The 25892-nt window shown below is 65.1% G+C and carries 25 protein-coding genes and 1 tRNA gene; 10 read left to right on the top strand and 16 right to left on the bottom strand.

Annotated features, from left to right (window positions below):
• Positions 1-79 precede the first annotated feature (79 nt).
• Positions 80-361 (top strand): hypothetical protein, encoded by a 282-nt coding sequence (locus F4827_RS32665; RefSeq protein ID WP_183732670.1) that lies wholly within the window; start codon positions 80-82, stop codon positions 359-361.
• Positions 362-485: 124 nt separating this feature from the next.
• On the opposite strand, the gene F4827_RS32660 is transcribed toward F4827_RS32665, so the two are convergent.
• Positions 486-707, bottom strand: coding sequence for a hypothetical protein (locus tag F4827_RS32660; protein WP_167070298.1), 222 nt, complete (start codon positions 705-707; stop codon positions 486-488).
• A 370-nt stretch (positions 708-1077) separates the two neighbouring features.
• Here F4827_RS32660 and F4827_RS32655 point away from each other — a divergent pair, with 370 nt between their 5' ends.
• Entirely contained in the window at positions 1078-2040 is a 963-nt protein-coding gene (locus F4827_RS32655; RefSeq protein WP_183732668.1) for a DMT family transporter, read from the top strand.
• 205 nt (positions 2041-2245) lie between these two features.
• The gene (locus tag F4827_RS32650; RefSeq protein ID WP_183732666.1) at positions 2246-3148 is read left to right on the top strand and encodes an aspartyl/asparaginyl beta-hydroxylase domain-containing protein; all 903 of its coding nucleotides are present in this window, start codon (positions 2246-2248) and stop codon (positions 3146-3148) included.
• A gap of 370 nt (positions 3149-3518) precedes the next feature.
• Here the strand turns inward: F4827_RS32650 and F4827_RS32645 are convergent, their stop codons facing one another.
• From F4827_RS32645 to F4827_RS32610, 8 genes are all read right to left on the bottom strand, one after another.
• Positions 3519-4022 (bottom strand): CinA family protein, encoded by a 504-nt coding sequence (locus F4827_RS32645; protein WP_183732664.1) that lies wholly within the window; start codon positions 4020-4022, stop codon positions 3519-3521.
• A gap of 91 nt (positions 4023-4113) precedes the next feature.
• Positions 4114-4836, bottom strand: coding sequence for an SIR2 family NAD-dependent protein deacylase (locus F4827_RS32640; RefSeq protein WP_409258888.1), 723 nt, complete (start codon positions 4834-4836; stop codon positions 4114-4116).
• The gene (locus F4827_RS36095; protein WP_409258891.1) at positions 4733-5167 is read right to left on the bottom strand and encodes a hypothetical protein; all 435 of its coding nucleotides are present in this window, start codon (positions 5165-5167) and stop codon (positions 4733-4735) included. The genes F4827_RS32640 and F4827_RS36095 overlap by 104 nt, the downstream gene beginning before the upstream one ends.
• A 186-nt stretch (positions 5168-5353) precedes the next feature.
• A complete protein-coding gene (gene glmS / locus F4827_RS32630; protein ID WP_183732659.1) occupies positions 5354-7183 on the bottom strand; it encodes a glutamine--fructose-6-phosphate transaminase (isomerizing) in 1830 nt (609 codons plus the stop codon).
• A gap of 77 nt (positions 7184-7260) precedes the next feature.
• Positions 7261-8622, bottom strand: a complete 1362-nt coding sequence (glmU, locus tag F4827_RS32625; protein WP_183732656.1) for a bifunctional UDP-N-acetylglucosamine diphosphorylase/glucosamine-1-phosphate N-acetyltransferase GlmU — start codon at positions 8620-8622, stop codon at positions 7261-7263.
• 229 nt (positions 8623-8851) lie between these two features.
• Positions 8852-9850, bottom strand: coding sequence for a tRNA 2-thiocytidine(32) synthetase TtcA (gene ttcA / locus F4827_RS32620; protein ID WP_183732652.1), 999 nt, complete (start codon positions 9848-9850; stop codon positions 8852-8854).
• 3 nt (positions 9851-9853) lie between these two features.
• Positions 9854-10249 (bottom strand): dihydroneopterin aldolase, encoded by a 396-nt coding sequence (locus F4827_RS32615; protein WP_183732649.1) that lies wholly within the window; start codon positions 10247-10249, stop codon positions 9854-9856.
• Between the two features lie 358 nt (positions 10250-10607).
• Positions 10608-11474 carry an SDR family oxidoreductase gene (locus F4827_RS32610; protein ID WP_183732646.1) on the bottom strand — a complete coding sequence of 289 codons (867 nt, stop codon included), beginning with the start codon at positions 11472-11474 and terminating at the stop codon, positions 10608-10610.
• Between F4827_RS32610 and F4827_RS32605 the strand changes: the two genes are divergently transcribed.
• Both F4827_RS32605 and F4827_RS32600 read left to right on the top strand, forming a co-directional pair.
• A complete protein-coding gene (locus tag F4827_RS32605) occupies positions 11455-12702 on the top strand; it encodes a class I SAM-dependent methyltransferase (protein WP_409258890.1) in 1248 nt (415 codons plus the stop codon). The two genes, F4827_RS32610 and F4827_RS32605, sit on opposite strands and share 20 nt — an antisense overlap.
• Positions 12703-12731: 29 nt before the next feature.
• Entirely contained in the window at positions 12732-12926 is a 195-nt protein-coding gene (locus F4827_RS32600) for a DUF2905 domain-containing protein (protein ID WP_183732640.1), read from the top strand.
• Here the strand turns inward: F4827_RS32600 and F4827_RS32595 are convergent.
• The 5 genes from F4827_RS32595 to F4827_RS32575 form a co-directional block, all read right to left on the bottom strand.
• Positions 12910-13002: transfer RNA gene (locus tag F4827_RS32595), tRNA-Arg, on the bottom strand. The genes F4827_RS32600 and F4827_RS32595 overlap by 17 nt on opposite strands.
• Positions 12958-14217, bottom strand: a complete 1260-nt coding sequence (locus F4827_RS32590) for a multifunctional CCA addition/repair protein (RefSeq protein WP_183732637.1) — start codon at positions 14215-14217, stop codon at positions 12958-12960. The genes F4827_RS32595 and F4827_RS32590 overlap by 45 nt, the downstream gene beginning before the upstream one ends.
• On the bottom strand, positions 14214-14879 hold the full coding sequence (locus F4827_RS32585) for a glutathione S-transferase family protein (protein ID WP_183732634.1): 666 nt from the start codon (positions 14877-14879) through the stop codon (positions 14214-14216). Before F4827_RS32585 ends, F4827_RS32590 begins: the two co-directional genes overlap by 4 nt.
• 37 nt (positions 14880-14916) lie before the next feature.
• On the bottom strand, positions 14917-15873 hold the full coding sequence (locus F4827_RS32580; protein WP_183732631.1) for a complex I NDUFA9 subunit family protein: 957 nt from the start codon (positions 15871-15873) through the stop codon (positions 14917-14919).
• A gap of 113 nt (positions 15874-15986) precedes the next feature.
• Positions 15987-17960 (bottom strand): lytic transglycosylase domain-containing protein, encoded by a 1974-nt coding sequence (locus F4827_RS32575; protein WP_183732628.1) that lies wholly within the window; start codon positions 17958-17960, stop codon positions 15987-15989.
• Positions 17961-17980: 20 nt separating this feature from the next.
• On the opposite strand from F4827_RS32575, the gene F4827_RS32570 reads away from it, so the two are divergent.
• From F4827_RS32570 to pxpA, 4 genes are all read left to right on the top strand, one after another.
• Positions 17981-18604, top strand: a complete 624-nt coding sequence (locus tag F4827_RS32570; protein WP_311675099.1) for a 5-formyltetrahydrofolate cyclo-ligase — start codon at positions 17981-17983, stop codon at positions 18602-18604.
• A 223-nt stretch (positions 18605-18827) separates the two neighbouring features.
• Positions 18828-19526, top strand: a complete 699-nt coding sequence (gene pxpB, locus F4827_RS32565; protein ID WP_183732624.1) for a 5-oxoprolinase subunit PxpB — start codon at positions 18828-18830, stop codon at positions 19524-19526.
• Positions 19523-20578: a biotin-dependent carboxyltransferase family protein gene (locus tag F4827_RS32560; RefSeq protein ID WP_183732621.1), complete on the top strand. Its 1056-nt coding sequence runs from the start codon at positions 19523-19525 to the stop codon at positions 20576-20578. The genes pxpB and F4827_RS32560 overlap by 4 nt, the downstream gene beginning before the upstream one ends.
• Before the next feature lie 120 nt (positions 20579-20698).
• Entirely contained in the window at positions 20699-21454 is a 756-nt protein-coding gene (gene pxpA / locus F4827_RS32555) for a 5-oxoprolinase subunit PxpA (protein ID WP_183732618.1), read from the top strand.
• Here pxpA and F4827_RS32550 read toward each other — a convergent pair.
• On the bottom strand, positions 21451-22272 hold the full coding sequence (locus F4827_RS32550; RefSeq protein ID WP_183732615.1) for a glycosyltransferase family 2 protein: 822 nt from the start codon (positions 22270-22272) through the stop codon (positions 21451-21453). The two genes, pxpA and F4827_RS32550, sit on opposite strands and share 4 nt — an antisense overlap.
• Positions 22273-22521: 249 nt before the next feature.
• On the opposite strand from F4827_RS32550, the gene F4827_RS32545 reads away from it, so the two are divergent.
• Positions 22522-24594 carry a tetratricopeptide repeat protein gene (locus tag F4827_RS32545; RefSeq protein WP_183732612.1) on the top strand — a complete coding sequence of 691 codons (2073 nt, stop codon included), beginning with the start codon at positions 22522-22524 and terminating at the stop codon, positions 24592-24594.
• On the opposite strand, the gene F4827_RS32540 is transcribed toward F4827_RS32545, so the two are convergent.
• A complete protein-coding gene (locus F4827_RS32540; RefSeq protein WP_183732609.1) occupies positions 24575-25801 on the bottom strand; it encodes a TraB/GumN family protein in 1227 nt (408 codons plus the stop codon). The two genes, F4827_RS32545 and F4827_RS32540, sit on opposite strands and share 20 nt — an antisense overlap.
• Positions 25802-25892: the final 91 nt, after the last annotated feature.

Raw genomic sequence — 25892 nt, 5'->3', positions numbered from 1 at the left:
AACGTGATGGACGCGCGCGGGCGTTTGCGTACAATGCGCGCCACTGCCCAACACACTGCTAAACACCGGAGCCGTATCCATGGCCATGAAAAAGTTCGACCTTGAGAAAAACAAGGCCCTGAAGCTGATGCAATCGACCCACAAAGCCGGTCCCGAGCGCTTCGGCAAAGATTCGACGCCCGCAGCGCTGGATCGCCGCGAGCAGCGCAAGCTCGATCAGGCCGCCGGCCTCGTGCCGTTCGCGTGCAAGCTCAACGCCGATCTCGTCGCGCAACTCAAGACGCGCGCGGAACAGCACCCGGAAGGCATGACCGGCCTGCTGACCGAGTTGCTGCAAACCGGTCTCGCAAAGGACGCGTAAGTCAATGCCTGAGCCGCGCTGAATAGCGCGGTTGGAAAGAAAAAAGCCAGCGTGAAGTGATTCACGCTGGCTTTTTTCTCTGCGCCGGCCGATATGGGTAATCGGACCGGATCGCCGGGACGCTTTAGTTCTGCGTGCCCTTGTCGCTCGTGCCGGCTGCCGATGCGGCGTCCGAAACTGCCGCACGCTTGCCGTGATGCTTGAGCTTCTTGTGCGACTTCTTGGCCTTGGCCGGTGCGCTGGCTGCCGGAGCCGTTGCGGCTGCGCCCGATGCATCTTGAGCCAGAGCCTGAACCGAAATCAGTGCGACGGATGCTGCGATAAGCGAGGCGAGAATCTTGTTCATCTGTTGTTCCCCAAACCTGACAAATATGACCGGCACGTTGTGAATTGAATAGCGAGAAGTCGCGAGACGGTCCGCTGGCCGATCTGGGCAGCCGTTTCGCGCGAAGCAGTATTACGCAGCGTCAGCGCTTTGTCATCCGCATTCGGATGGGTGTATTTTCTGGGAGACAACCGCCTTTCAATTCGGATACGATCTGGATTCCGCACGGTTGTTCGCCCCGCCGATTCCGCGTTCTATGCCCACGGGATTACCCGTCGGCGCGCAATCCCGCCGCGCATTCCCGCATTACCCGGATTACCCCGATGACGGCTGCTTGCCGCTGATTGCTGCGGATTTCCCCGAATTTCTCGCTTAACCGGTCTACATTCCCTTGAACCCGACTTCCCGCCAACATTTGCGCGCTAACCTGCTGATGCTCGCGGCCGCCATGATCTGGGGTTCCGCGTTCGTCGCCCAGCGGCTGAGCCTGGATGCCATCGGCCCGTTCCTCTTCACCGGCCTGCGCTTCCTGCTGGGCGCGGGGATCGTTTCGGCATTCGTATTCGCGACACGACGCGGTTCGCGCGGTGCGCAAAAACGCGCTGCGCACGGCTTCGACGCAGCCCTGATCCGCGACGGCGTGGTGCTCGGCCTCGTGCTGTCCGTGGCGATCTCGCTCCAGCAGATCGGCTTGCGCTACACGAAGATCGCCAATGCGGGCTTCATCAGCTCGCTTTACGTGGTGATCGTGCCGATGCTAGGCGTGCTGCTGCGCCACCGCACCGGCGCGGGCACGTGGATCGGCGCGGCGCTGGCCGCCGCCGGTCTCTATCTGCTGAGTATCAACGAGCATTTTTCGATCATGTACGGCGACTGGTATCAGCTAGGCTGCGCAATCGTGATCTCGATCCAGGTGATGCTCGTGGGCCACTACGCACCGCGCCACGACCCGCTCGCGCTGTCGATCGTGCAGTTCATCGCCTGCGGCGCGGCTTGTCTGGCCGTTGCCATCGGCTTCGAACCGCTGCGCCTCGCCGACATTGCGCGCGCCGCGCCCGCCATTATTTACGGCGGCGCGATGTCCGTGGGCGTCGGCTATACGATCCAGGTGGTCGCGCAGCGCGACGCTGCGCCCGCCCATGCCGCCGTCATCTTCAGCATGGAAGGCGTGTTCGCGGCGATCGCGGGCTGGGCCGCGCTGGGCGAGACGCTATCCACGCGTGCGCTTACCGGCTGCGCGCTGATGCTCGCCGGTCTGCTCGCCTGCCAGTTGCTCCCCGCCGCGCGCAATCGCGACGATGCGCCAACCGACGCGCAAGCGATTAGTGCGAAACAACCAGTCGAATCCGCCTGAATTTGTCTGTTTAAATCGGCTATTGCCATTGCTATTGATCGCATGCCTGGGTGATCGAGCAACCCTTCACAGCGATTTCAACAAAAGCCATTTACGCTGGATGTAAGAACCCCATGACTCTCCTGTCATGGGATGGCGGGCTTACCGACAGAATATCGTAACTACTCGTAAAATTTCGTCAGGCAATGTTTTTTACGAGTAAGCAATGCGTTGGATCGTTCTGATTCTCTTCCTGCTTTGCGCTGTGTATACGCATTGGCGCGGCAAGGCACGTCACGGCAGCTTCTTCCGGCAACTCGGCGACCATTCGACCTTTATGGCGCCGCTGAACTGCTTCGCCTATTTCTTTTCGAAAGTGCCTGATACGCCCTATATCGAGACGAAACATTTTCCCGAACTCGCGCTGCTCAAATCGGAATGGCGGACTTTTCGCGAAGAAGCGCTCGCGCTTCAGGAAGCCAGCCGTATTCAGGCTTCGCAAACGTATAACGACATCGGCTTTAATTCGTTTTTTCGTACTGGCTGGAAGCGTTTTTATCTGAAGTGGTACGACAATCCGCACCCATCGGCGGCAGCGCTTTGTCCGCGCTCCATCGCAATTCTCCAGCGTATTCCGTCCGTCAAAGCAGCGATGTTCGCGATGCTGCCGGCAAACAGCTCGCTCAACCCGCACCGCGATCCCTTCGCGGGTTCGCTGCGCTACCACCTGGGCCTGATTACGCCCAATGACGACCGTTGCGCGATCGTCGTCGACGAGATTGCGTATTCGTGGCGCGACGGCGAGGACGTCGTGTTCGACGAGACCTATCTGCATCATGCGATGAACAGGACGCAGCAGGACCGCATCATCCTGTTCTGCGATATCGAACGGCCGATGAAATATCGCTGGGCGCAATCGATCATGAGCAAGGCGGGCGAGGTCTTGATGCGCGCCGCGGCCTCGCCCAACGAAACCGGCGACCGCACCGGCGGCCTCAATCGCGTGTTCCGCCATGTCTATTCGGTACGCCTTGCGGGCAAGCGCCTGAAGGCGTGGAACCGCACCGTCTACTACATCGTGAAGTGGGTGCTGTTCGGCGGGATTGCGCTGGCGATCTTCTGGCGTTGAGCACTACCAAGGTCGCTGGATCGTGAGATGGCGTCGCCTGCGGGCGGCGCTTTTTTTCGCCTCGCACTTGAGTAATGGCGCACGACTTATCCACGGCAAGCTCTGAATAAGCTGGGGAAACCCCCACGGATGAACTGTGGATCAGTTCTTGATAAGTCCGGCTTTCCGGTAAACAGTAAAAAGTTATCCTCGAAGCCCATTCTGCGTACAGGAATTGTCCGCATGGCTGTCCTGATCGCATCGGATTGATACCAATGAGAAATACCGTGTTATCCACAGGAAAGGGCGGTGCTTGTTAACTACTATTACGTTTACATATAAATATAAGTAAACCCAAATGGATAACGCACGCGCACCGCTGCCGCTTTGCTTATCCCGCGCGCTCACGCGCGAAAACAGAATCGACGAACCGTGGCAGACCAAGCAATGCGCGTCGTGCTATCGATCGACTGACCTCTGTGCGACGTCCCGAAAAAAGTACCGTCTCGCTCGCCGAGACCACCTCGCCACGATCCCTGCATGCCCACGCAAAACAATGCGCGACGGGCGTGCTGCAGCCCTCTTCCGGTGCGAGCCATCCGAGACTCGCCAGCGCGACAGTCGCGTGCCCCGCGCGTTGCGCGAGCAAGGCCTCGGCAACCGCTCGCGCGCGCGATTCGCTGACGGCTTCGCTGGCGTCTCGCTGAGCCTGCTCATCGGGCCACGCCGCCAGCGCACGCGCCGAATGCACAACGATGCCGATATCGAGGCTCACAGCGGCGCCCGGCAGATCGGCAAGCGCTGCCGCGATCGTCCCGGCGGTGCAGGTTTCGAGGCTCGCAAGCACGAGCTCGCGCGATTTCAGAAAACCGGCGATCTGTCTGGAAATATTCATGGGCAGAGGGCGTAAAAAAAGCGTGCAGCGATCAAGCCAGCACGCCATGAAGACGATGCGAACACCATCGGATCGATGATCGGTTCGACGGTTAGACGCCGTTCATCATCTGTGTGATCGACGGTTCGAGCTTGCTCAGGCCGACGGTTGCCGGTTCCTGCTCGACCACGCCAAAGAACTCCGTGCGGCTTGGTGCAGGATCGACGAGGACGTTGCGCGCATGGCGGCCATAACGTGAGGGCGGCAGCAGACGCTCCGGCGGAATCACCTCGAACGACGTGCCGATGGCGATAAAAATATCGTCGTCGCTCATCGCCTGCTGGATGCGCCAGAGGGTCTCGTACTCAGGCGCGGCCTCGTTGAAGAACACCACGCCGGGTTTGACGCTCTCGACCTGGCCGCAGGACGGACACGAAGCATTCGCGTCCAGGCCGGCGCTACCGGCCGGAAAGCGGTACTCGCAGTCGGTGCAAAGCAGCGAGATCATGTCGCCGTGCAGATGCGTCACCTGACGCGCACCAGCCTGCTCCAGCAAGCCGTCGATGTTCTGCGTGATCAGATGCACGCGCTCCGAGCCCCAGCTGTCTTGCCAGTGCGCCAGCAGACGATGGGCGTCGTTGGGCTGCGCGCCCGAGCATTCGGCGATGCGCTGGTTGTAGAAGCGGAACACGGCAGCACGGTTGCGACGCCATGTGTGGTAGTTGCAGACTTCATCGATGCTGGTGTGGGTCCAGATGCCGTCGCCAGTGCGAAAGGTCGAAATGCCGCTCTCTGCTGAAAGCCCTGCGCCGGAGAAGACGTAGAGGCGGGGCAATCGCGCTGCAGACTGTTGCTGATGCTTGCCATGTTGTTCGGTTAGTTGCATAAATAGCGCCTTCTCGATACTCGATTCGATCCGCGCCATTATGACGCCACGTTTCGGCCAGCATATGCCTGTGGCTAAGGCGATGAAGGCGGGGACAACGATCGCTGCTGGCACGATTGCAGGCGTCATCCCGACTGGTCAATACATCACCGCTGAAATTCGGCGGGAGCTGAAAGCCGCGCGCCACGACGATGCGGTTCCCGGTGCCTTTCAGTTGCATCTGGAGGCCCTTGAATGGGCTGTCGGCCTTGAGCTGGGGAGAGCTGCCGGACACCACCATCAAGCGGCTCAGCGCGCTTGTCAGTTTGCCCTGACGCACATCGACGGCGGTGCGAGGCACGCTTATCTGAAAATCTTGTACGCGCAACGCATTCCAGCGCGGCCAATACGTGCGCGCACATGAAAAAAGCGCCGGATTTTTATCCGGCGCTTCGCGTTTTTGCACAACCAGCAGACAGGCTCGACCTTATTCGACCGTCACGGATTTCGCGAGGTTACGCGGCTTGTCCACATCGGTGCCACGCGCGCTGGCCGTGTGATACGCCAGCATCTGCAGCGGCACCACATGCAGGATCGGCGAGAGCAGCCCATAGTGTTCCGGCATGCGGATCACGTGAATGCCCTCTTCGCTCGTGATATGCGTATCGGCATCGGCGAACACGTAAAGCTGGCCGCCGCGCGCACGCACTTCCTGCATGTTCGACTTGAGCTTTTCGAGCAGCGCGTCGTTCGGCGCGACCGTCACCACCGGCATCGCTTCCGTCACCAGCGCGAGCGGGCCGTGCTTGAGCTCGCCCGCCGGATAGGCTTCCGCGTGGATGTAGGAGATTTCCTTGAGCTTGAGCGCGCCTTCGAGTGCGATCGGGTAATGCAGGCCGCGACCGAGGAACAGCGCGTTTTCCTTGCGCGCGAACTCTTCCGACCACGCGATGATCTGCGGCTCCAGCGCCAGCACGCCGTTGAGCGCCGCCGGCAGGTGGCGCAGCAGCTTCAGATAGGTGGCTTCCTGCTCCGCGCTCACGTGGCCGCGCAGCTTGCCCAGCGTCACCGCGAGGATGAACAGGCCCACCAACTGCGTGGTGAATGCCTTGGTCGACGCCACGCCGATTTCGCGGCCCGCGTGCGTGAGGAACTTGAATTCGGTGAGGCGCACCATCGCGCTGGTCGCCACATTGCACACGGCCAGCGTGTGCTCCATGCCAAGCGATTGCGCATGCTTGAGCGCGGCGAGCGTGTCGGCGGTTTCGCCCGACTGCGAAATCGTCACGACCAGCGAGCGCGGGTTGGGCACCGATTCGCGGTAACGGTATTCGCTGGCGATTTCCACATCGGTGCGGATCTTCGCGACCGTTTCAAGCCAGTACTTGGCCGTGAGGCCCGCGTAGTAGCTGGTGCCGCAGGCGAGGATCAGGATGCTGTCGATGCCCTTGAAGACTTCGTCGGCGTTCTCGCCGAACAGCACCGGGTCGAACGCTTCGTCGGCGGCGGGGATCGTATCGGCGATCGCTCGCGGCTGCTCGAAGATTTCCTTCTGCATGTAGTGGCGATACGGGCCGAGGTCCACCGCGTCGCCGTAGCCGCCGTACGCCTGCACGTCGCGCTGTTCGCGCGTGACGGCGTTGCCCGCGCGATCGGCGATACGCACGCCTTCGAGCGAGATCTCGCAGACGTCGCCTTCTTCCAGATAGCTGATGCGGCTCGCGCTGCCCGCGATCGCCAGGCCGTCCGAAGCGAGGAAGTGCTCGCCCTCGCCATAGCCCACCACGAGCGGCGAACCCGCGCGCGCGCCCACCACCACATGCGGCTGGTCCTTGTGCACCACGCCAATCGCATACGCGCCCGCGAGCTGCTGCACGGCTTCGCGCACCGCGGTGAACAGATCGCCCTTGTAGAGGCTATGGATCAGGTGGGCGATGACTTCGGTGTCGGTCTGCGAGACGAACTCGTAGCCCTTGGCGCGCAGCATTTCGCGCAGCGCTTCGTAGTTCTCGATGATGCCGTTGTGCACGATCGCCATCGCGTCGCGCGAGAAGATCGGGTGTGCGTTGTTGACCGTGGGCGCGCCGTGGGTGGCCCAGCGCGTATGCGCGATGCCGGTCACGCCTTCGAAGTGTGCCTCGCGCACCTGCTCGTCGAGTTCGGCCACGCGCGAGACGCTGCGTACGCGCTGCGGACCCGCCGCCGTGACAGTGGCCACGCCGCACGAGTCGTAGCCGCGGTATTCGAGCCGCCGCAGCCCTTCGATAAGAACGGGAACGATATTACGTTGCGCTACTGCGCCGACGATGCCGCACATGGAGTTCGATCCTTTGCAATGAGAGGCGGAGCGGCGAGGCGGGATGTTTGCCCGCGCCGCCCGAAATGTCCTGCGGTTCAGCTCTTCTTTTTCACCGGCCGGACGTAGCCGGTCTTTTCGATCTGGGTCTTTTCGTTGAGGACGAGCGCGCCTTCGGCCACGTCCTTCCAGACGGTGGTGCCCGCCGCGATGGTCACGCCGCGGCCCACGCGCACCGGCGCAACCAGTTGTGTATCGGAGCCGACGAACACCTGATCCTCGATCACGGTGCGATGCTTGTTCGCGCCGTCGTAGTTGCAGGTGATGGTGCCCGCGCCGATGTTCACGCCCGCGCCCACATCGGCGTCGCCCACGTAGCTCAGGTGATTCGCCTTCGAGCCCACGCCAATGTTGGCGTTCTTCACCTCGACGAAATTGCCCACGTGGACTTCGTCGGCGAGTTGCGCGCCGGGGCGCAGTCGCGCGTAGGGGCCGAGCACCGCGTTCGCGCCCACCTTCGCGCTTTCGATATGCGTGTAGGCGTCCACCCGCGTGCCCGCGCCGATCACCGCATCGCGGATCACGCAGTTCGGGCCGATACGCACGTTGTCGCCAAGCGTCACGCTGCCTTCGAACACACAGTTCACGTCGATGAACACATCGCGCCCGCAGCTGATCGCGCCGCGCAGATCGAAGCGCGCCGGATCGGCGAGCGTCACGCCCGCCACCAGCAGCGAATCGGCTGCGTTGCGCTGATAGACGCGTTCGAGTTCCGCGAGTTGCTGCTTGCTGTTCACGCCGAGCGTTTCCCATTCCTCGTCGGGCTGGGCCGTAACGACCGCATGCCCGGCCTTGATGGCCGCTTCGACGACATCGGTAAGGTAATACTCGCCCTGCGCGTTGTCGTTGCCGAGCGCCGCGAGCCAGCCCGCCAGCGGCGCGGTCGGCGTGACGACGATGCCGGTGTTGATCTCGTCGATCAGACGTTCGTCGTCGGTGGCGTCTTTCTGCTCGACGATGCGGATCACCGAGCCGGTCGCGCCGCGCACGATGCGCCCATAACCCGTGGGGTTATCGAGCGTCACCGTGAGGATGCCGTAGGCGTTTGCGCCGGCGGCGTCGGTCAGACGCTTGAGCGTGGAGGCGCGCGTAAGCGGCACATCGCCATAGAGCACGAGCGTAGGCACGTTCGGGTCGAGCAACGGCAGCGCCTGCGCGAGCGCATGGCCGGTGCCAAGCTGCTGTTCCTGCACGGCGAACTGCACATCGGGCGCGCCGACGGCCGCGCGCACGGCGTCGCCGCCATGGCCGATCACGACCACGAGGCGCGAAGGCGAAAGACTGCGGGCAGTGTCGATGACGTGTGAGAGAAGCGGCTGACCGGCGAGAGGGTGAAGCACTTTCGGCAGCGCGGAGTGCATGCGTTTGCCCATGCCTGCCGCGAGGATCACGATGTTCATTGCATCGGTGACTTGAGAGAGAATGAAGCGACCGATTCTAGCATGTGGGCTAATCCCAAAACGCCCCGCCAGAAGGCGCGGACAGCCGAATAGAACACTCTTTTACACACTTCTTTCAGGCGTGAAAAAGGCGGCCCGATACGTCATCGATGGTCATCGCTCGTTATCGATGGCCGCCTTTTTTCCGACTCGTCGCTCAGGGTCGGATGCGCTTAAATTGCGCTGTCGATCAGATCTCGTCGAACGGACGGAACTGGATCGTCGCGCCTTCGGCGGGCGTCGCCGTTTCGGTCGAGCACGGATCGTCGTCGAAGGCGATATCGCCGTTCGGATCGGCTTCGCCGGTCGTGCGCAGGCCCTTGAAGTCGAACAGGTTCGCGTCCATCAGATGCGAAGGCACGACCTTGCTCAGCGAATTGAACATGTTTTCGCAGCGGCCCGGGAAACGCTTGTCCCAATCGCGGATCAGCGCTTTCATTTCCGCGCGCTTGAGGTTGGGCTGGCTGCCGCACAGATTGCACGGAATGATCGGGAATTCGCGCAGTTCGGCGTACTTCTCCAGATCGACTTCCTTCACGTAGGCGAGCGGGCGGATCACGATGTTCTTGCCGTCGTCCGACTGCAGCTTGGGCGGCATGCCCTTGAGCTTGCCGCCGTAGAACATGTTGAGCAGCAGCGTCTGCAGGATATCGTCGCGATGGTGGCCGAGCGCGATCTTGGTCGCGCCCAGCTCGCCCGCCACGCGGTACAGAATGCCGCGGCGCAGACGCGAGCACAGCGAGCAGGTGGTCTTGCCCTCGGGCACGAGCCGCTTGACGATGCTGTACGTATCCTGGTTTTCGATGTGATACGGCACGCCGATCTTGTCCAGATACGCCGGCAGGATGTGCTCCGGAAAGCCCGGCTGCTTCTGGTCGAGATTCACGGCGACGATCGAAAAATCAATCGGTGCGCGCTCGCGCAGACGCATCAGGATGTCGAGCATCGCGTAGCTGTCCTTGCCGCCGGACAGACAGACCATCACCTTGTCGCCGTCCTCGATCATGTTGTAGTCGCCAATCGCCTGGCCGACTTGACGCACGATGCGCTTGAACAGCTTGTTGTTCTCGTAGGCTTCCTTCTGCTCGCGCTTCGTCAGCGCCGGGCGGCCGCCTTCCTCGGGCGCGCCAGCCTGGTCAGCGCTCTGGCCCACGCCCTGATCCATGTTCAGCGTTTCGGGTGCGTTCATGGCTCAGTCCTCCTTGATGCGGAACACTTCGACGCCCACGGCCTCGCAATCCGGATAGACATCGGGCTTTTCGGTCGACACGCGCACCGCGCGCACCTGTTCGTGCGCGAGCAGCGCACTGGCGAGATCGTCCACCAGCGTCTCCTGCAGGTGGATATGGCCCTGGCCGATACGCGCCGCGACGGTCGCGCGCATGAAGTCGTAATCGACGACTTCGCGCAGCTTGTCTTCGTGCGGCGTGGTCGAGGCGAGCGGCACATACAGATCGACATTGATGACGACGCGCTGTTCGCCGCGTTTTTCGAAGTCATGCACGCCGATGTTGATGTGCACTTCGTAGTTGCGCAGGAAAAGGCGGCGGCAGTCGGCGAGCCGGGGATGCAGGAGTACGGCGGACATGTTCGTTCCAGTCGATAAAAGCGTGCGTTGCTCTGCACGTCTGGCGGGCGCAGGCGCCCGACGGGTCATACGGTTGATCTTGCAAAAGCGCATGGGCGGCAGGGTTGCGCGCCCCGCTTGACGTCTGTGCTTATGTCTCAAAGCGCGGGTTTGGGCCGGCGCGATCTTCCGGCCACGGCGCGATGCCGGACCCGATGATCCGTTGGACCGGTCAGGCCGGCCGCCCCCGCCCCTGCCGGCCCAGCCGCACGCGAAGCGTGCGCTTGGGTAGGGGCAGCGGTAACTTCATTTAGTTGCGTTTCACGGTGCAATTACAGGCGCAATCACCGGTGCACCGGCCATCCCGCAAAAGGGCGGCTCAGCCGCCCGTCAAAAACATCACATCGCGCGGCAGCGGCACCAGATGCTGGCCGCCATCGACCACCAGCGTAGTGCCGGTCACGCCTGACGCCTGCGCCAGATACAGCGCGGCTTCAACCAGATCGCCCGGCCGCGACGCGCGCCCAAGCGGCGTCACCTTATGCGCGGCGGCGAAGCCGTCCTGCGTCTGGTCGCCCGATTGCAGCGTGAGGCCCGGCGCAAGCCCCACCACGCGCAGCTTCGGCGCGAGCGCCTGGGCAAGCGCCACGGTTGCGTTCTGCAACGCCGCCTTGGTGAGCGTGTACGACAGGTAATCCGGATTCATGTTGTACAGCTTCTGATCCAGCACGTTGATGACGCAGGTGCGCAGCGTCTCGTCGTCCATGGCGGCTTCTGGCGTCGCGGCCCAGAGCGTGCGCGCCAGCACCAGCGGAGCGCCCACGTTGATCGCCATCAGATGCTGCAAACGGTCGTAGCCGACGTCGCGCGCCGTGTCTTCCTCGAAGCGCGAAGCGTTGTTGAGCACGCAGGCGGGCAAACCGAGCGCTGCCACGCAGTCCGGCACCAGCCGCGCGACTTGCGCTTCGTTCGCCAGATCGGCGTGCAGCGCGATCGCCCGGCGGCCCATGGCGCGAATTTCGGCGACGACTTCCTCGGCTTCGTTAGCCGATTCGCCGTAGTGCACCGCGACGTCCCAGCCGCGTGCCGCAAACCCCACGGACAAAGCCCGGCCGATCCGGCGTGCGCCGCCCGTCACCAGCACCACACGCCTTGTCTGCGCGGGGTCGGATGCCGATTTATCCGCAGGTGCGTGGTGGGTGCCGATCTCGCGATCCGCTACGCCGATGCCGGAAGATGCGCTCATTTACAATGCCGGGATGAATCCGAAAGCTCACGAACCCGCTAGTTTACCTGTTCCCGAGCCGATCGCGCTCGCGCAGTCCGAGGCGCTCGCCGCAACCCTGCGCGCGGAGATCGCCGCAGCGGGCGGCTGGCTGCCGTTCGATCGCTATATGGAGCGCGCGCTCTATGCGCCGGGTCTGGGCTATTACAGCGGTGGCTCGCGCAAATTCGGCCTGCTCGCCGACGACGGCAGCGACTTCGTGACCGCGCCCGAGATGTCGCCGCTGTTCGCCGCCACGCTTGCGCGCGCCGTGGGCGAAGCGCTCGCAGCGAGCGGCACGCGCGCGCTGATGGAGTTCGGCGCGGGCACGGGGCGGCTGGCTGCGGGCATGATGCTCGCGCTCGAAGCGTCAGGCGTGCCGTTCGATTCGTATGCCATCGTCGATCTGTCAGGCGAATTGCGCGAACGCCAGCGCGAGACCATTGCGCAGCGCGCGCCGCATCTGCTCGAACGCGTGCAATGGCTCGACGCCTTGCCCGCGATTTTCGAAGGCGTGGTGGTCGGCAACGAGGTGCTCGATGCGATGCCGGTACGTCTGTTCGCGCGCAAGGACGCCGTGTGGCACGAGCGCGGCGTGGCCGTCAACGACGCGGGCGCATTGGTGTTTTCGGACCGTCCGGCCATGAGCGGACTCGACGCCAACTGGGCGCAGAGCGTGCCGGGCAGCGTGCTTGCCGCCATTGAAGGCAGCGACGATTACATCGCCGAAACGCACGAAGCCGCGCTCGCCTTCACGCGCACCGTCTGCGCGATGCTCACGCGCGGCGCGGCGTTCTTCATCGACTACGGTTTTCCGCACAGCGAGTACTACCACCCGCAGCGCGTGCAGGGCACGCTGATGTGCCACTACCGCCATCGCGCGCACGACGATCCGTTTCTCTACCCCGGCTTGCAGGACATCACCGCGCACGTCGAATTCACGGGCATCGCGCAGGCGGGCGTGGAGACCGGCGCGGATCTGCTCGGCTACACCTCGCAGGCGCGTTTCCTGATGAATGCGGGCATCACCGAAGTGCTCGGCGAAATCGATGTAAGCGATGTCGCGCGCTTCATGCCGGCGGCAAATGCGGTGCAGAAGCTCGTTTCGGAGGCCGAAATGGGCGAGCTGTTCAAGGTGATCGCGTTCTCGCGCGGCATCGATTCGACCATCGCCGCATTCGCGCGCGGCGACCGCAGCCATACGCTGTGAACGCGCGTTAAGCCGCTTCGGGCCCACTCATGATCCGCTGGTTCATCACCACCTTTATCGCCGTTGCAATCCTGTCGGGCGCCCAGCCGTGGCTGCGCAAGCTCGGCATCGGGCGGCTGCCTGGCGACGTCACGCTGCGCCTGTTTGGCCGCGAGTATCCGCTGCCGTTCATGTCGACGCTCGTGCTGTCGATGGTGCTGTCGTTTCTGGTGCGCGTGCTCTGAAGTCGAGCTGAAGCACGCGCCAGCCAAAGGCTCAGACTTCGGAAGCCAGCGCGCTTTCCACCGACGCCACGCGCGCCTGGTGCACCGCGTCCTTGATCTTCTCCGCGACGTTTTTATCGGCGCAGGCCTCGCTCACCGTGCGCGCGATCGCGCCCGCGTCCACCGCGCGCGCGGCCACCAGCGCTACGCGCAGCCGCTCGGCCTGCGGATAAGGTGCGTTTTCCCAGTTCAGACGTCCGCGCAGATCGGATTCGCAGGCCTGCAAGGCTTCGGCGAAACGCGCGGGCTTGCGCAGCGCGTCGCTGCGTTCGAGCATGCGCACCAGCGCGGCCGCGCCCATGTCCATCACGCGATGCACGTTGCCATGCTCGCGCGCCACCAGCAGCGCGAGATCGCGGCATTCGTTGGGCACGCGCAGGCGGTCGCACAAGGGCTTGAGCAGATCCACGCTGCGCCCTTCATGGCCGAGGTGGCGCGGCAACACGTCTGCGGGTGTGGTTGCCTTACCCAGATCGTGCGTGAGCGCGGCGAAGCGCACCGGCAGCGTATAGCCCTGCGCTGCGGCATGGTCGATCACCATCATCACGTGGATGCCGGTATCGACCTCCGGATGATAGTCCGCGCGCTGCGGCACGCCGAACAGGCTGTCGACCTCCGGCATCACGCGCGCGAGCGCGCCGCATTCGCGCAGCACCTCGAACATGCGCGAGGGCCTGGCTTCCATCAGCCCGCGCGAGACCTCCTGCCAGACGCGCTCCGGCACCAGCGCATCGGCTTCGCCCGATTCGACCATCGCGCGCATCAGCGCCATGGTCTCGGGCGCGATGGTGAAATCGGCGAAACGCGCGGCGAAGCGCGCCACGCGCAGAATACGCACCGGGTCTTCGAGAAACGCGTCGCTCACGTGGCGGAACACGCGCGCCTCAAGATCCTTCGCGCCGCCGAACGGATCGACCACGGGACCGGTCAGCACGCCGCCGGGCTGCACCTCGCGCGCCATCGCGTTGACGGTGAGATCGCGCCGCGCGAGATCCTCTTCGAGCGTCACATCGGGCGCGTAGAAGAACTGGAAGCCGTGATAGCCCGCGGCGGTCTTGCGTTCGGTGCGCGCGAGCGCGTATTCCTCCTGGGTCTGCGGATGCAGAAAGACCGGAAAGTCCTTGCCCACCGGACGATAACCCTGCGCCGCCATCTGCTCGGGCGTCGCGCCAACCACCACGTAATCGCGGTCGCGCACGGGCAGCCCAAGCATTTCATCGCGGATCGCGCCGCCTACGACGTAGATTTTCATGCTGCGCTATCTGCCGATACGTCGAGTTCATCGTGACCGATGCGATGCGTTTCGCGGCGCGCGCCCTCGATCCATGCGGCCACGGCGGGCAGCGCCGTCACGCGCGCAGCGTAGGCGGCGGCCTTGGGCGAAAGCGGCGGCGCGTAGCTGTTAAAGCGCATCACCACCGGCGCGAACATTGCATCGGCGATGCTGAATTCGCCGAACAGGAACGGACCGCCGCTCACGTCGAGGCAGGCATTCCAGAGCGCATCGATACGCGCGACATCGGCGAGCGCACCGGGCGTCGCGCCCGCGCCCGGCTTCGAGGTGCGGATCGCCATCGGCATGCGCGCGCGCAGCTCGGCAAAGCCCGAATGCATTTCGGCGCTCACGCTGCGCGCCTGCGCGCGCGCATTCGCGTCGCGCGGCCACATCGCATGCTGCGGGAAGCGTTCGGCCAGCGTTTCGGCAATCGCCAACGAGTCCCACACAGCCGCGCCATCGTCGCTCACGAGGCAAGGCACCTTGCCCGAGGCCGAAAACGTGAGGATCGCGTCCCGGGTGCCGGGCTGGTCGAGCTGGATCAGCACTTCTTCAAACGGGATGCCGAAGTGCGTGAGCAGCAGCCAGGGGCGCATCGACCACGACGAATAGTTCTTGTCTCCAATGACGAGCTTCATGATGTTGAGCGTTGGGCGGTTATGAGTTGAGCGATGTCTAGCGGCCCGCGCTCGCACGGAAAATATTCAGGCGCGAGCGCAACGAGGCGTCGGCGAGATAGAGCGGCGCGATGGTTTCGATGCTCGCCGGTTCGATGCCCAGTTCCGGCGCGAGCGGCCCGGTCAGCACGCTATCGACTTTCATCGAATCGAGATTGTCGCGCGTGAGCACCGGTTCGCCCGGCGCGAGTTCGAACGAGAACGCCTGAAGCCGCGCGAACGTATTGGGCAGCCGCACGATGCGCGCCTGCCGTCCCACGACTTCGCCGCAATACCGCACCAGTTGTTCGAGCGTATAGACGCTTGGGCCGCCGAGTTCGTAAGTGTGCCCGCTCGCGGCGTCGAGATCGAGCACATTGACGATTGCCCTGGACACATCGCCCACGTATACCGGCTGGAATTTCGCGTCCGGCATGCCCAGCGGAATCATCGGGAAAAGCTTTTGCAACACCGCAAAACGATTGAGGAAGTTATCCTCCGGACCGAACACGACGGACGGCCGCAGGATCGTGGTGGCCAGCGCCGTGGCCGCGCGCACGGCTTTTTCGCCATCGCCTTTCGAGCGCAGATACATGCTCGGCCCGCGCGGATCGGCGCCCAGCGAGCTCAGATGGATCAGGCGATGCACGCCCTTGCCTTCGCAGGCGGCAACGATCTTCGTGGGGAGTTCGACGTGCAGTTTCGCGAAGCCCGCGCCATATGGGTCGCCGTGGCCGCCATGCAGCGTACCGACCAGATTGATGACGGCGTCGCAGCCTTCCACGAAACTGGCGAGCGCGACCGGATCGGTCACGTCGGTTTCGAGCACATCGATGGGAAGCAGGGTGAGGTGGCTGGCCGAGGCGCGCCGCCGGGTGGCGACGCGGACATCCTTGCCCGCCTCGACGAGCGCATTGACAAGATGGCTGCCGATGAATCCCGAACCGCCAATGACCGCGATGGCTTGATGTCGCATCTCCGACCTCCTCGTGAGCTGGGCGGCGCGGCGCACAGTGCATGAAGAAGTCCGGAGGCTCGCGCGCCGCGCCCGTCAGTTTCACGGAGCGCGCCGCGCGGCGCCAGGTCGGCTTAGGGCGTGATAAAGCCGAGACGCGCCTTGAGCGATTGCGGACGGCCTTCGAACAGTGCCGCGTAGTAGACCGTGTTCGACAACACGTTTTTCACGTAATCGCGGGTTTCCTGGAACGGAATGGTTTCCGCGAAGATGGCTCCTTCGACGCCGCCCTGCAGGGTGGAGCGCCAGGCACGCGGGCGTCCAGGCCCGGCGTTGTAACCGGCCGTGGCGAGCACGGCGGAGCCGTCGAACTGATTGTAGATCATCGACAAATAGTTCGTTCCCAGCAGGATGTTGGTGTCGAGATCGTTGAGCTGGTCGCGCGAAAGCGGACCCAGGCCAATCTTCTTCGCCACCATCTGCGCGGTGGCCGGCATGATCTGCATCAGGCCGCTCGCACCCACGCCCGACTTCGCGTTGAGAATGAAGCGCGACTCCTGACGGATCAGACCATAGGCCCATTCGACGTCGAGGCCGTTGGTTTGCGCATCGCGCTCCACCACGTCGCGGAAAGGCGCGAGATAGCGCAGCGAGAAGTCATGCTCGCTGACGGTTTTGTCGGCCGTGTTGACGGTGCGGTCTAGCAGCTGGATGCGTCTGGCGTACTCGGCAGTCGCGAGCAGTTGACGGTCGCTCATGCCGCGCAACGGCCAGTTCCATTCGCGATTGCCTTCGAGACGCAGATTAAGCGCGTAGAAACGCTGCGCGAGCGCAAAGCCAGGCGTTTGCGCAACCTGGGCGATGTCGGCGTCGCTGACCGTGGTCTTCGGCGGAATGGTGATTTTCTGGCCGAGCTCTTCCGTGGCGAGCTGGCCGTAGAAGTTATAGCCCTGCGAGATCGACGCGAATTCCTGGTTCGCCTGGCCCGTTTCACCGGCCTGCTTGAGCGCGCGTGCGTGCCAGTAGACCCAGGCAGGCTGCGCGCGCAGCGCGGCCGGCATCTGTTCGATCGACCAGCGCACCATGGTCCAGTCGCCGCCCAGCAGCGCCGCGCGCGTGCGCCATTCATAAGCCGGATACGACAGCTGCGCATTGGCCGACAGTCGATACCAGTCGAGCGCGCCCGGCATGCGTTTCTGGGCGCCTTGGTAGCCGATCGTGCCCCAGCCCACCGCGCGCTCGGGCGAGGTGAGCGAAGGCGCGACCGCCGCGAAGGTGGACGCCGTCATGGCCGGGTCGTTGCGCGCCATCACCGTAACGGCGAGCAGCGCGAGCTGATGCGATTGATCGTCCGCGCCAACGCCGCGAGCGAGCGTGAGCGGCGGCGTGCTGACCGCCTGGCTGAACGCGGTGGGGTCCGGCCGCTGGGCAAGCGCGTCGAGCAGCTTCGCGCCCGTCGAAGTCTGGTTCTGCTCGTACGCGAGGCGGATCTGCTGCCAGACGTCGTTGCTGGTGAGCTGGTTCTTGATGGCCAGCGCCGTGATCAGATCGACGCAGCCGTCGCCGTAATAGCGCGGCTCGGTGAGCAGCGCGCGCGCGTCGTCGGCGACGTTGTCGCCACGCGCCGCGCGCGATTCCAGCGCGTAGCACTTCACCTGCGTGTCGTCGTTGAGTACGAAGCGGGTGTACTGCCTGTCAAAGCTCGCCCAGTCGTGACGCGCGCCCAGCACCAGCAGATAGTCGTTGCGCAGACGGTCGGCGATGGCCTGGCCGTCATAGCGCTGCAGGAAGGACAGCACGGGCGCGTCGGGCGCGTCCACGCGTGCGTGGCCCTGCGAGTCGAACAATTGCGGCTTGATCTGGAAATATTCGAGATACGACGGCGCCGGGTAATCCGGAATCGACGCCGCGAGTTGCGCGGCGCGCCCTGCATCGTTGTTACGCGAGGCTTCGCGAAGCTGGATGAAAGTCTGGTCGTCGGGCGTGAGCGTCGCCCCCACTGGCAGCGCGACGGGACGCACGGCATCGGCCGTGCTGCACGCGACGAGAGCCGCGGCGGTCAGTGCAAGACCGACCACGCGATATACTCGGACAAGGCGTTTGGACATCGTTATTTCTGGAGCGCGAGGTGAACCCAAGCATAGCACGCAACCCTTTGGCCGAAGCCAAAAAGAGCTGGCGTTTACGGCTTCGCGAGGCCCGTCTGGCGGCCTTTTCCGACAAGGTTGCGAATGCCGCGCTGACGGCGAATCTCGATGCACTCATCGCGCATCTTGCACCGCGCTCGATCGGTTTCTACTGGCCCCTGCCGGGCGAGTTCGATGCGCGCGAATGGATCGCCGGCTGGCTCGCCGCCGATGCATCGCGACGCGCCGCATTGCCGGTCATTCGCGAACGTCACACACCCTTGCAGTTCTATTTCTGGACGCCAGGGGCGCCGATGCGCGAAGGCCATCACGCCATCCCCGAACCGGCCGCGCAGGACGCCGCAGACCACGCCCTGCCCGATCTGCTGCTGGTGCCGTGCGTGGGCTTCGATCGCGCGGGTTATCGGCTGGGCTATGGCGGCGGTTATTACGACCGCACGCTCGCTGCGTGGCCCGCGGCGCAGCCGCCGCTCACGGTGGGCGTCGCCTGGGAGGCCTGCCGTATCGACGATGGCGTGCTCGAACCGGAGGCGCACGATCTGCCGCTCGACGCCGTGGTCACCGAAGCCGGCGCGCATCTCGCGGGGCGGCTGCGTCCGCGTTAATGGACGCGTTGATGGACGTGCTGAGGGCCGGGAGCAAAAGCTCCGCCCCTTACCGCGTCCACGCTCATTTCCTCACCGTTCTTCCAGCCGGCTGCGCTGCGTTGTGCCCGGGGCAAACGCTTACGTAGAAATTGTCGATAATTCGTCAAGAAAGTAACTTGACCCCATCCGCGTGCCGGGCCGATTCATCGCGACCATGGTCTCGCAGCGGAATCCGAACATCATGCGCAATCCTGTTCCCCGTATCTATCCGCTCGGCGACGAGGCGCTCGTCTGCGAAGCGCCGCCGCCGGCCACGCTCGACGTGCAGCGCCGCATCTGGACCGTGGCCGCGCTCGCGCGCGGCTGGGACGCCGTGCGCGAAGTCGTGCCCGGCATGAACAACCTGACGATCACCTTCGACGCGCTCACCGCCGACGCCGTCGCGCTCACGCGCGCGCTCGAAGCGGCTTGGCACGACGCCGAAGGCAGTGACGCGCTCAAAGCCGACGCCGCCGAAGGCCGCGAAGTCGAGATCCCCGTGCGCTACGGCGGCGAAGCCGGGCCGGATCTGGCCGCCGTCGCGCGCCACACGGGCCTCGCGCCCGCCGATGTCGCCGCGCGACACGCCGCGGGTGTCTATACCGTGTTCTTCCTCGGTTTTCAGCCCGGCTTCGCCTATCTCGGCGGTCTCGACGCCGCCTTGCACGCGCCACGCCGCGGCGCGCCACGTGTGGCCGTGCCGGCGGGATCGGTCGGCATCGGCGGCGCGCAGACGGGCATCTATCCGGCCCAGTCGCCGGGCGGCTGGCAACTGATCGGCCGCACCGCGCTCAAATTGTTCGATCCCACCCGCAATCCGCCCACCCTGCTGATGCCGGGCGACCGCGTGCGCTTTGTCATCGAGCACATCGGCGAAAGCATCGAGGAGGCCCGCGCATGATCGAGGTATTGCGTGCAGGCCTGCTCACCACGGTTCAGGATCTGGGCCGCCCCGGCCACCGGCATCTGGGCGTCGCCGGCGGCGGCGCGCTCGACACGCTGGCGCTCGAAGTGGGCAACCGGCTGGTCGGCAACCGCCCCGACGCCGCCGGTCTGGAAATCACCTTCGGCCCGGTGGCGCTGCGCTTCGCGCGCGCCACGCGCGTCGCCGTCACCGGCACCGATTTCAACGCGACGCTGGGCGGCAAGCCGGTCTGGTCGTGGTGGAGCCTGCCGGTCGCGGCCGGTGAGGAGCTCGTGCTTGCAGGCGCTAAGCTCGGCATGCGCGCCTATGTGTGCGTGGCGGGCGGCATCGACGTCCTGCCGATGCTCGGCTCGCGCAGCACCGATCTGGCCGCCGGTTTTGGCGGCCTCGCGGGACGCGCGCTCAAGGACGGCGACCGGCTCGCCACCGGCGCCTCGTTCGCGCCGGGCGGGGAGCGCGCATCATTGGCGCCGGGCGCACCCGCATTCGGCGTGAAAGCGCCGTCGCAATGCGGCTTCGTTCATGTGGACGAGCCGCATCACCGGCGCGGCCGCCATCCGGACGGCGTGCTGTGGGCCGTGCCGGTACGCGTGTTGCGCGGCCCTGAATACGACAGCTTCACACCCGAGGCGCAGCGCGCGTTCTGGTCCGACGAGTGGCGCGTCACGCCCAACAGCAATCGCATGGGCTACCGGCTTGAAGGCACGGCGCTCGCGCGCGAAGCCGAAGCGGCGCGCGCCGACCTGCTCTCGCATGCGGTGCTGCCCGGCACGATCCAGGTGCCGCCGAACGGCCAGCCCATCGTGCTGATGAGCGACGCGCAGACCACGGGCGGCTATCCGAGGATCGGCGTGGTGATTCGCGCGGATCTCTGGAAACTCGCCCAGGTGCGCCTGGCGGCGGGCGTGCGTTTTGTCGAGACGACGCGGGCGGTGGCACGCCATGCGCTGCTCGAAGAGCGTGCGTATCTGCGCCAGATCGATACGGCCATCGCCATGCAGGACGAGCGCCGCGCACGCGCGCGTTAAAGCGCAGCGCACCCACTAAAACGGTAGCGGCGAAAGCACGCCGCACCCCACGCATCACACGCCCCCGCCGCCCAGGACCAGGCGGTGCGGCGGGCGTCAGGCAATACGGAGAGAAACATCATGACCACCATCGATCTGAACGCCGACCTCGGCGAAGGCTGCGGCTCCGACGAGGCGCTGCTCGACCTCGTAAGCTCCGCCAATATCGCGTGCGGCTGGCATGCGGGCGGCGCCAACGCAATGCGCGAATGCGTGCGCTGGGCCGTCGGCAAGGGCGTGTCGATCGGCGCGCACCCGAGCTTCAACGACCCCGAAAACTTCGGCCGCAAGGAGATGGACCTGCCCGCCGAGGAAATCTACGCGGGCGTGCTCTATCAACTGGGCGCGCTGTCGGCGATCGCCCAGGCCGAGGGCGGACGCATCGCCCACGTCAAGCCACACGGCGCGCTCTACAACCAGGCCGCGCGCGACGCGAAGATCGCCGACGCCATCGTCTGCGCCGTGCACGACTTCGATCCTTCGGTGACGGTGTTCGCGCTCGCGGGCAGCGGTCTCGTGGCCGCCGCGCGCGCAGCCGGGCTGGTGGCGATCGAGGAAGTGTTCGCCGACCGCGGCTATCGCGCCGACGGCTCGCTGGTGCCGCGCAGCGAACCGGGCGCGCTGCTCGACGACGAAGACGCCGTGCTGGCGCGCACGCTCGCGATGATCCGCGAACAGCGCGTGCAAGCCGTCGACGGCGCATGGGTGCCGCTCAACGCCCAGACCATCTGCCTGCACGGCGACGGCCCGCACGCACTGGCGTTCGCGCGCCGCATCCGCGCGGCGCTCGACGAAGCGGGCATCGACGTGCGCGCGGCGGGCGCGGTCGGGGTTTAAACGGCGTCCGGCCGCACGATCGCCGGCATTTCCCGCATCGCCTCGGCCAAACGCGGGAAATGTCGCGCCACCAGTGCGTCCGGCAGGATGTACTGCGGAAAGCTCGCCGATGTGTTGTACGCATGAAGCACGTGCACGCACAGACCGATATCGTCGGCGAGCAGCAGCAGATTCGCCTCGCGCGCGCGCGCCGCAAGCGCGAACGCGCAGTCTTCGTTGAACGACGATGGCTCGAACGGCCCCGCCGCCCACAGCCGCTTCGTATAGACATAGCTGAAGCCGTAACCGAGGTGGTTATCGGCGAAAGCCTGGTGTTCGGCGGGAAAGCTGAGCGACGTCATCGGTTGCCGGCTCCAGCGAAAGTGCAGCCCACTCTTGCGCAGCGTGTCCCACCACGCGAACTTGCCGTACACGCGGCTATACAGAAAAAACGCGCTGAGCTTGACCATATCGGCCTGCGCTGCCTTCATCTGGTCGAGCATCGTGCGCAGGTAATCGGGCGCATAGAACTCGTCGTCGTCGAAGTGAGCGATGACGTCGGCGCGCGCCAGATCCGCCGCCAGATTGCGCTTCTCGCCAATGCTCATGCGTTGCGCCACGTGCCGGTAAACCACGCGCGGGTCGCGCAGGCTCGCCATGAAGGCGCTCGGCGTGGCGCTGTCGTCGATCACGATCCACTCGCATGCGCTCACGTCCTGATGGGCGAATGAACGGTAGGCGAACGGCAGCATGGCTTCACGCTCCCATGTTGGCGTGATGACGCTGACGAGAGGCGTGTCGATCCTGATGATCGGTGAATTCGAAAGGTTGGGCGGCATGATGCGACAGGAGAGCAAAGGGAAGCCGCATCGTAGAAGCGCCGCGCGCGCGCCGATATCGGAATCCAACTAAAGCGTGGCGCGCGCGGAGCGCTTTACGTGGCTGCGTCAGACTCCTTAGCACTTTCGGATTTTTCTGATGCTCGATCGGACGCCTGATCCGTACCTTGTTAGATTCCCTTAACAATCCGGTCGGCGGCCCGCGCAACCTGCCCAACGCGCATGGCGCCCGCCCATCGCACGATAGCCATGAACACCGATTTTTCCGCAGACCCGCTCTCCGCGGCCCTGGCTGCACACGGCGCGGGCCGTCTCGGCGAGGCGCAGGCGGTCTATCGCAGTCTGATCGAGCAAGACCCGGCCCATGCCGATGCGCTGCACTACCTCGGCGTCGCGCTGCATCAAGAAGGCAATCATCATGGCGCGCTGGCGTTGATGGACCGCGCCCTGCAGCACGCGCCTGGCGACGCCGTCTGCTGGAGTAACCGCGCACTGGCCGCGCGCGCACTCGGCCAGACCAGCGAAGCCGCGCAGAACCTGCGCGAAGCACTGCGCCTGAATCCCGATTTCGCCGACGCCCACAACAATCTCGCGCTCACCCTGCGCGACCTGGGCGACCTCGAAGGCGCGGCGCGCCATTGCCGCGCGGCGCTCGCGCTGGACCCGGGCGCCACCAATGCGCGGATCAACCTTGGCAGCGTGCTGGCAAAGCTGGGCCGCCTGGACGAAGCCATCGCGTGCTACCGCGAAGCGCTCGACATGGCGCCCGACGAGGCCGCCTTGCACTTCAACGTGGCGAATGCGCTCAAAGCGTTCGGTGACGAGTCCACTGCCATCGTGCATTACCGTCGTGCTGTCGAACTGGCGCCGACCTTTGCCGCCGCATGGGTGAATCTGGGCACGGCGCTCGGTCAGGCCGGCGACTATCGCGAAGCGGAGCATTGCTATCGCGAGGCCGTGGCGCTGGAGCCGAACGCGGCGAACCTGGTGTGTCTTGGCGCGTCGCTGGCTGCGCAAGGCCGCAATGACGAAGAAGCGCCCTACTACGAGCGCGCCCTCGAACTCGATCCCGAACACGCCGATGCGCGCCAGAACCTCGTATGGCTCAAGCTCAAGCGCGGCGAGTATCGCGAAGGCTGGGCCGAATACGCCCGGCGTTGGCGCGCCTGCGACTATGCACCGCACGATATCGAAGGCGTGCGCGAATGGACCGGCGAACCGCTCGAAGGCAAGCGCGTGCTGCTGGTCCACGAGCAGGGTTTCGGCGACCAGATCCAGTTCGTGCGCTATGCCACGGAAATCGCCGCGCGCGGCGCGAGCGTCGACGTCTGCATCACGCAACCGCTGCAACTGCTCGCGCAGTCGGTGCCGGGCGTGCACCGCGCCTGGACCGGCAAACCCGGGGGCGATTACGACTACTGGATCTACGCGATGAGCGCGCCCGCCGCATGCGGCACCGAATTCGACACGATTCCGGACAAGGTGCCGTATCTGTTCGCGCGCGAGGTCGAAATCGAGGCGTGGAAACGGCGCGTGCAGGCGGCTGTGGATAAAACCGTGGATAAGGCGGTGGACAAGGCAGTGGACAGCGAGGTGGATAACGCCGTGGACCAAGTGGTGGACCAAGCGGTGGACCAAGCGGTGGATAAAGTGGTGGATAAAGTGGTGGATAAAGCAGTGGAAAACGCGGTGGATAAAATCACTGGCAAATCCGCTGCGCGTCGCAAGGTCGGCCTCGTCTGGGGCGGCAGTCCGACTTTCTACAACAACCGCAATCGCTCCGTGCCGCTAGCGGCCTTCGCGCCGCTTTTCGCGCTCGACGAAATCAGCTGGTTCTCGCTGCAAAAGGGCGAGGCGGCCCGCGCCCAGCTCGCGGCGCTGGAAACCCCGACGGTCATTCACGACTTCAGCGACGATCTGCGCGACTTCGGCGATACCGCAGCGCTCATCATGAACCTCGATCTCGTGATTGCCGTCGATACCTCGGTTGCCCATCTGGCGGGCGCGCTCGGCAAGCCGGTGTGGGTTCTTGTGCCGGCGAACAGCGAATGGCGCTGGCTCGAAAACCGCGCGGATTCGCCGTGGTATCCCACCGCGCGGCTCTTTCGTCAGCAGGAAGTGGGCGAGTGGAGCACGGCGATCGAGGCGTTGCGCGATGCGCTGCAAGTGTCGGCGGCGCGGGACAAACCACCGAGGCGCGCGAACACCCGTAAGCCTGCCGTTAAGGCTGAAAGATCGGCGACGGTAGACAAAGCGCAGAAACCGCCACGCAAACGCAAGGCCCCCGCGCAAGCTGATCCGCTCAACCCGGATCGACCATGAACCCGCGCTGGCGCAGCAACTGCAGCACTCCCTTGCGCCCGCCCAGATGCAGCGAACCAATCGCCACGAACAGCGGTTTGTTCGGCCCGGCGTACTGCTGCATGCGCGAGACGAAGCGCCGGTTGCGTTCATAGACGATGCGGTTGTCCACTGAAGCCGCCACGCGCGGATCGTGCGAGAGTTTCTCGGTGCGCGCGGCTTCCCAGGCGGCGATCGCATCGGCGTCGCCCACTCGCCACAGGTGCAGCAGGGTCTGCACATCGGCAAGATTCTGCGCGGGCGTCTGCGCAAGATCCTGCGCCAGCATCTCGCGCTGCTGCGCCAGGTTCAGGTTCGTGAAGGCGCGCATCTGCTCGCCCAGCCGCTCCAGGCCCACCACGCGCCGTCCCTTCAGGCGCAGATAGACGTTCTGCAACTGCGCCTCGGTGCCGTACTCGGTTTGCAGGCCCGCGCTCAGCGAGTCGTAGGTTTCCACCAGCAGCGAAGCCAGCCACGGCTTCATCTTGCGGATTTCGGCCAGCGCCTCGGGGTTGCCGCGCAGGCGTGCCGCGAGCTTCGCCCACAGCGGCTCTGGCAGCATCTGTTCAAGGCAAGGGCGTCGGCACACGCCATATTTCGATACGTCGTCCTGCGAGACCAGCAGATCGTCGGGCGAGAGTTCGAGCGCGAGCGTGGGAGAGGCGTTGAGCGCTGCCAGGATCGACTGGCGAAACGGCTGATTCGGCGGATAGTCGACCGGGTCGCCCACATGGAGCGTGCCGAGCAGATAGATCGTGGTGGTGCCGCGCGTGGCGACATAGAACGGCATGCGCGCCGGTTGCGTGCGCACCGGGCCGCCGGCGGTCGTGCCCGAGGCGTAGCTGGGCACGGCCGGCGGCGAGTGGAACCCCGGCAGGCTTCCACCGGAAGAACCGGGCAGGTGCGATGTGGGCACCGGCGGACGCACGCCGGGCGTATTGGCGGCAGCGCCCGCGCCGAATGCGCGGGGGATGAAGACGCGCGAGGCATGCGAACCGGACACAGCGGCGAGCCGCAACGGACGGTCGAGTGAAGGCCCGAGCGCCACGGCGAGCGCGAGCGCAGCGCCCATCGCGGCGCGCGCCGTTTGTCCCCAGCGTCTGGCCCACGCACGCACTTTCAAAGCGGCACGACGGCCGCCTCTACGTTGGCGGCGCGCAAAACGACGCGCCGCCGTCGCTTCAAGCATCCCTATTCCCCCACCTCCTCAGCACGATGGCAGGATACCTGACGCCCATCCACTTCGCGAAGTTGCGGCACTTCCTGGCGGCAGCGCTCGA

Source organism: Paraburkholderia bannensis, from assembly GCF_014200455.1.
Taxonomy (GTDB): Bacteria; Pseudomonadota; Gammaproteobacteria; order Burkholderiales; family Burkholderiaceae; genus Paraburkholderia; species Paraburkholderia bannensis_A.
Note: the sequence above shows the minus strand (reverse complement) of the source record. Positions and strands in the feature narration are given on the sequence as shown.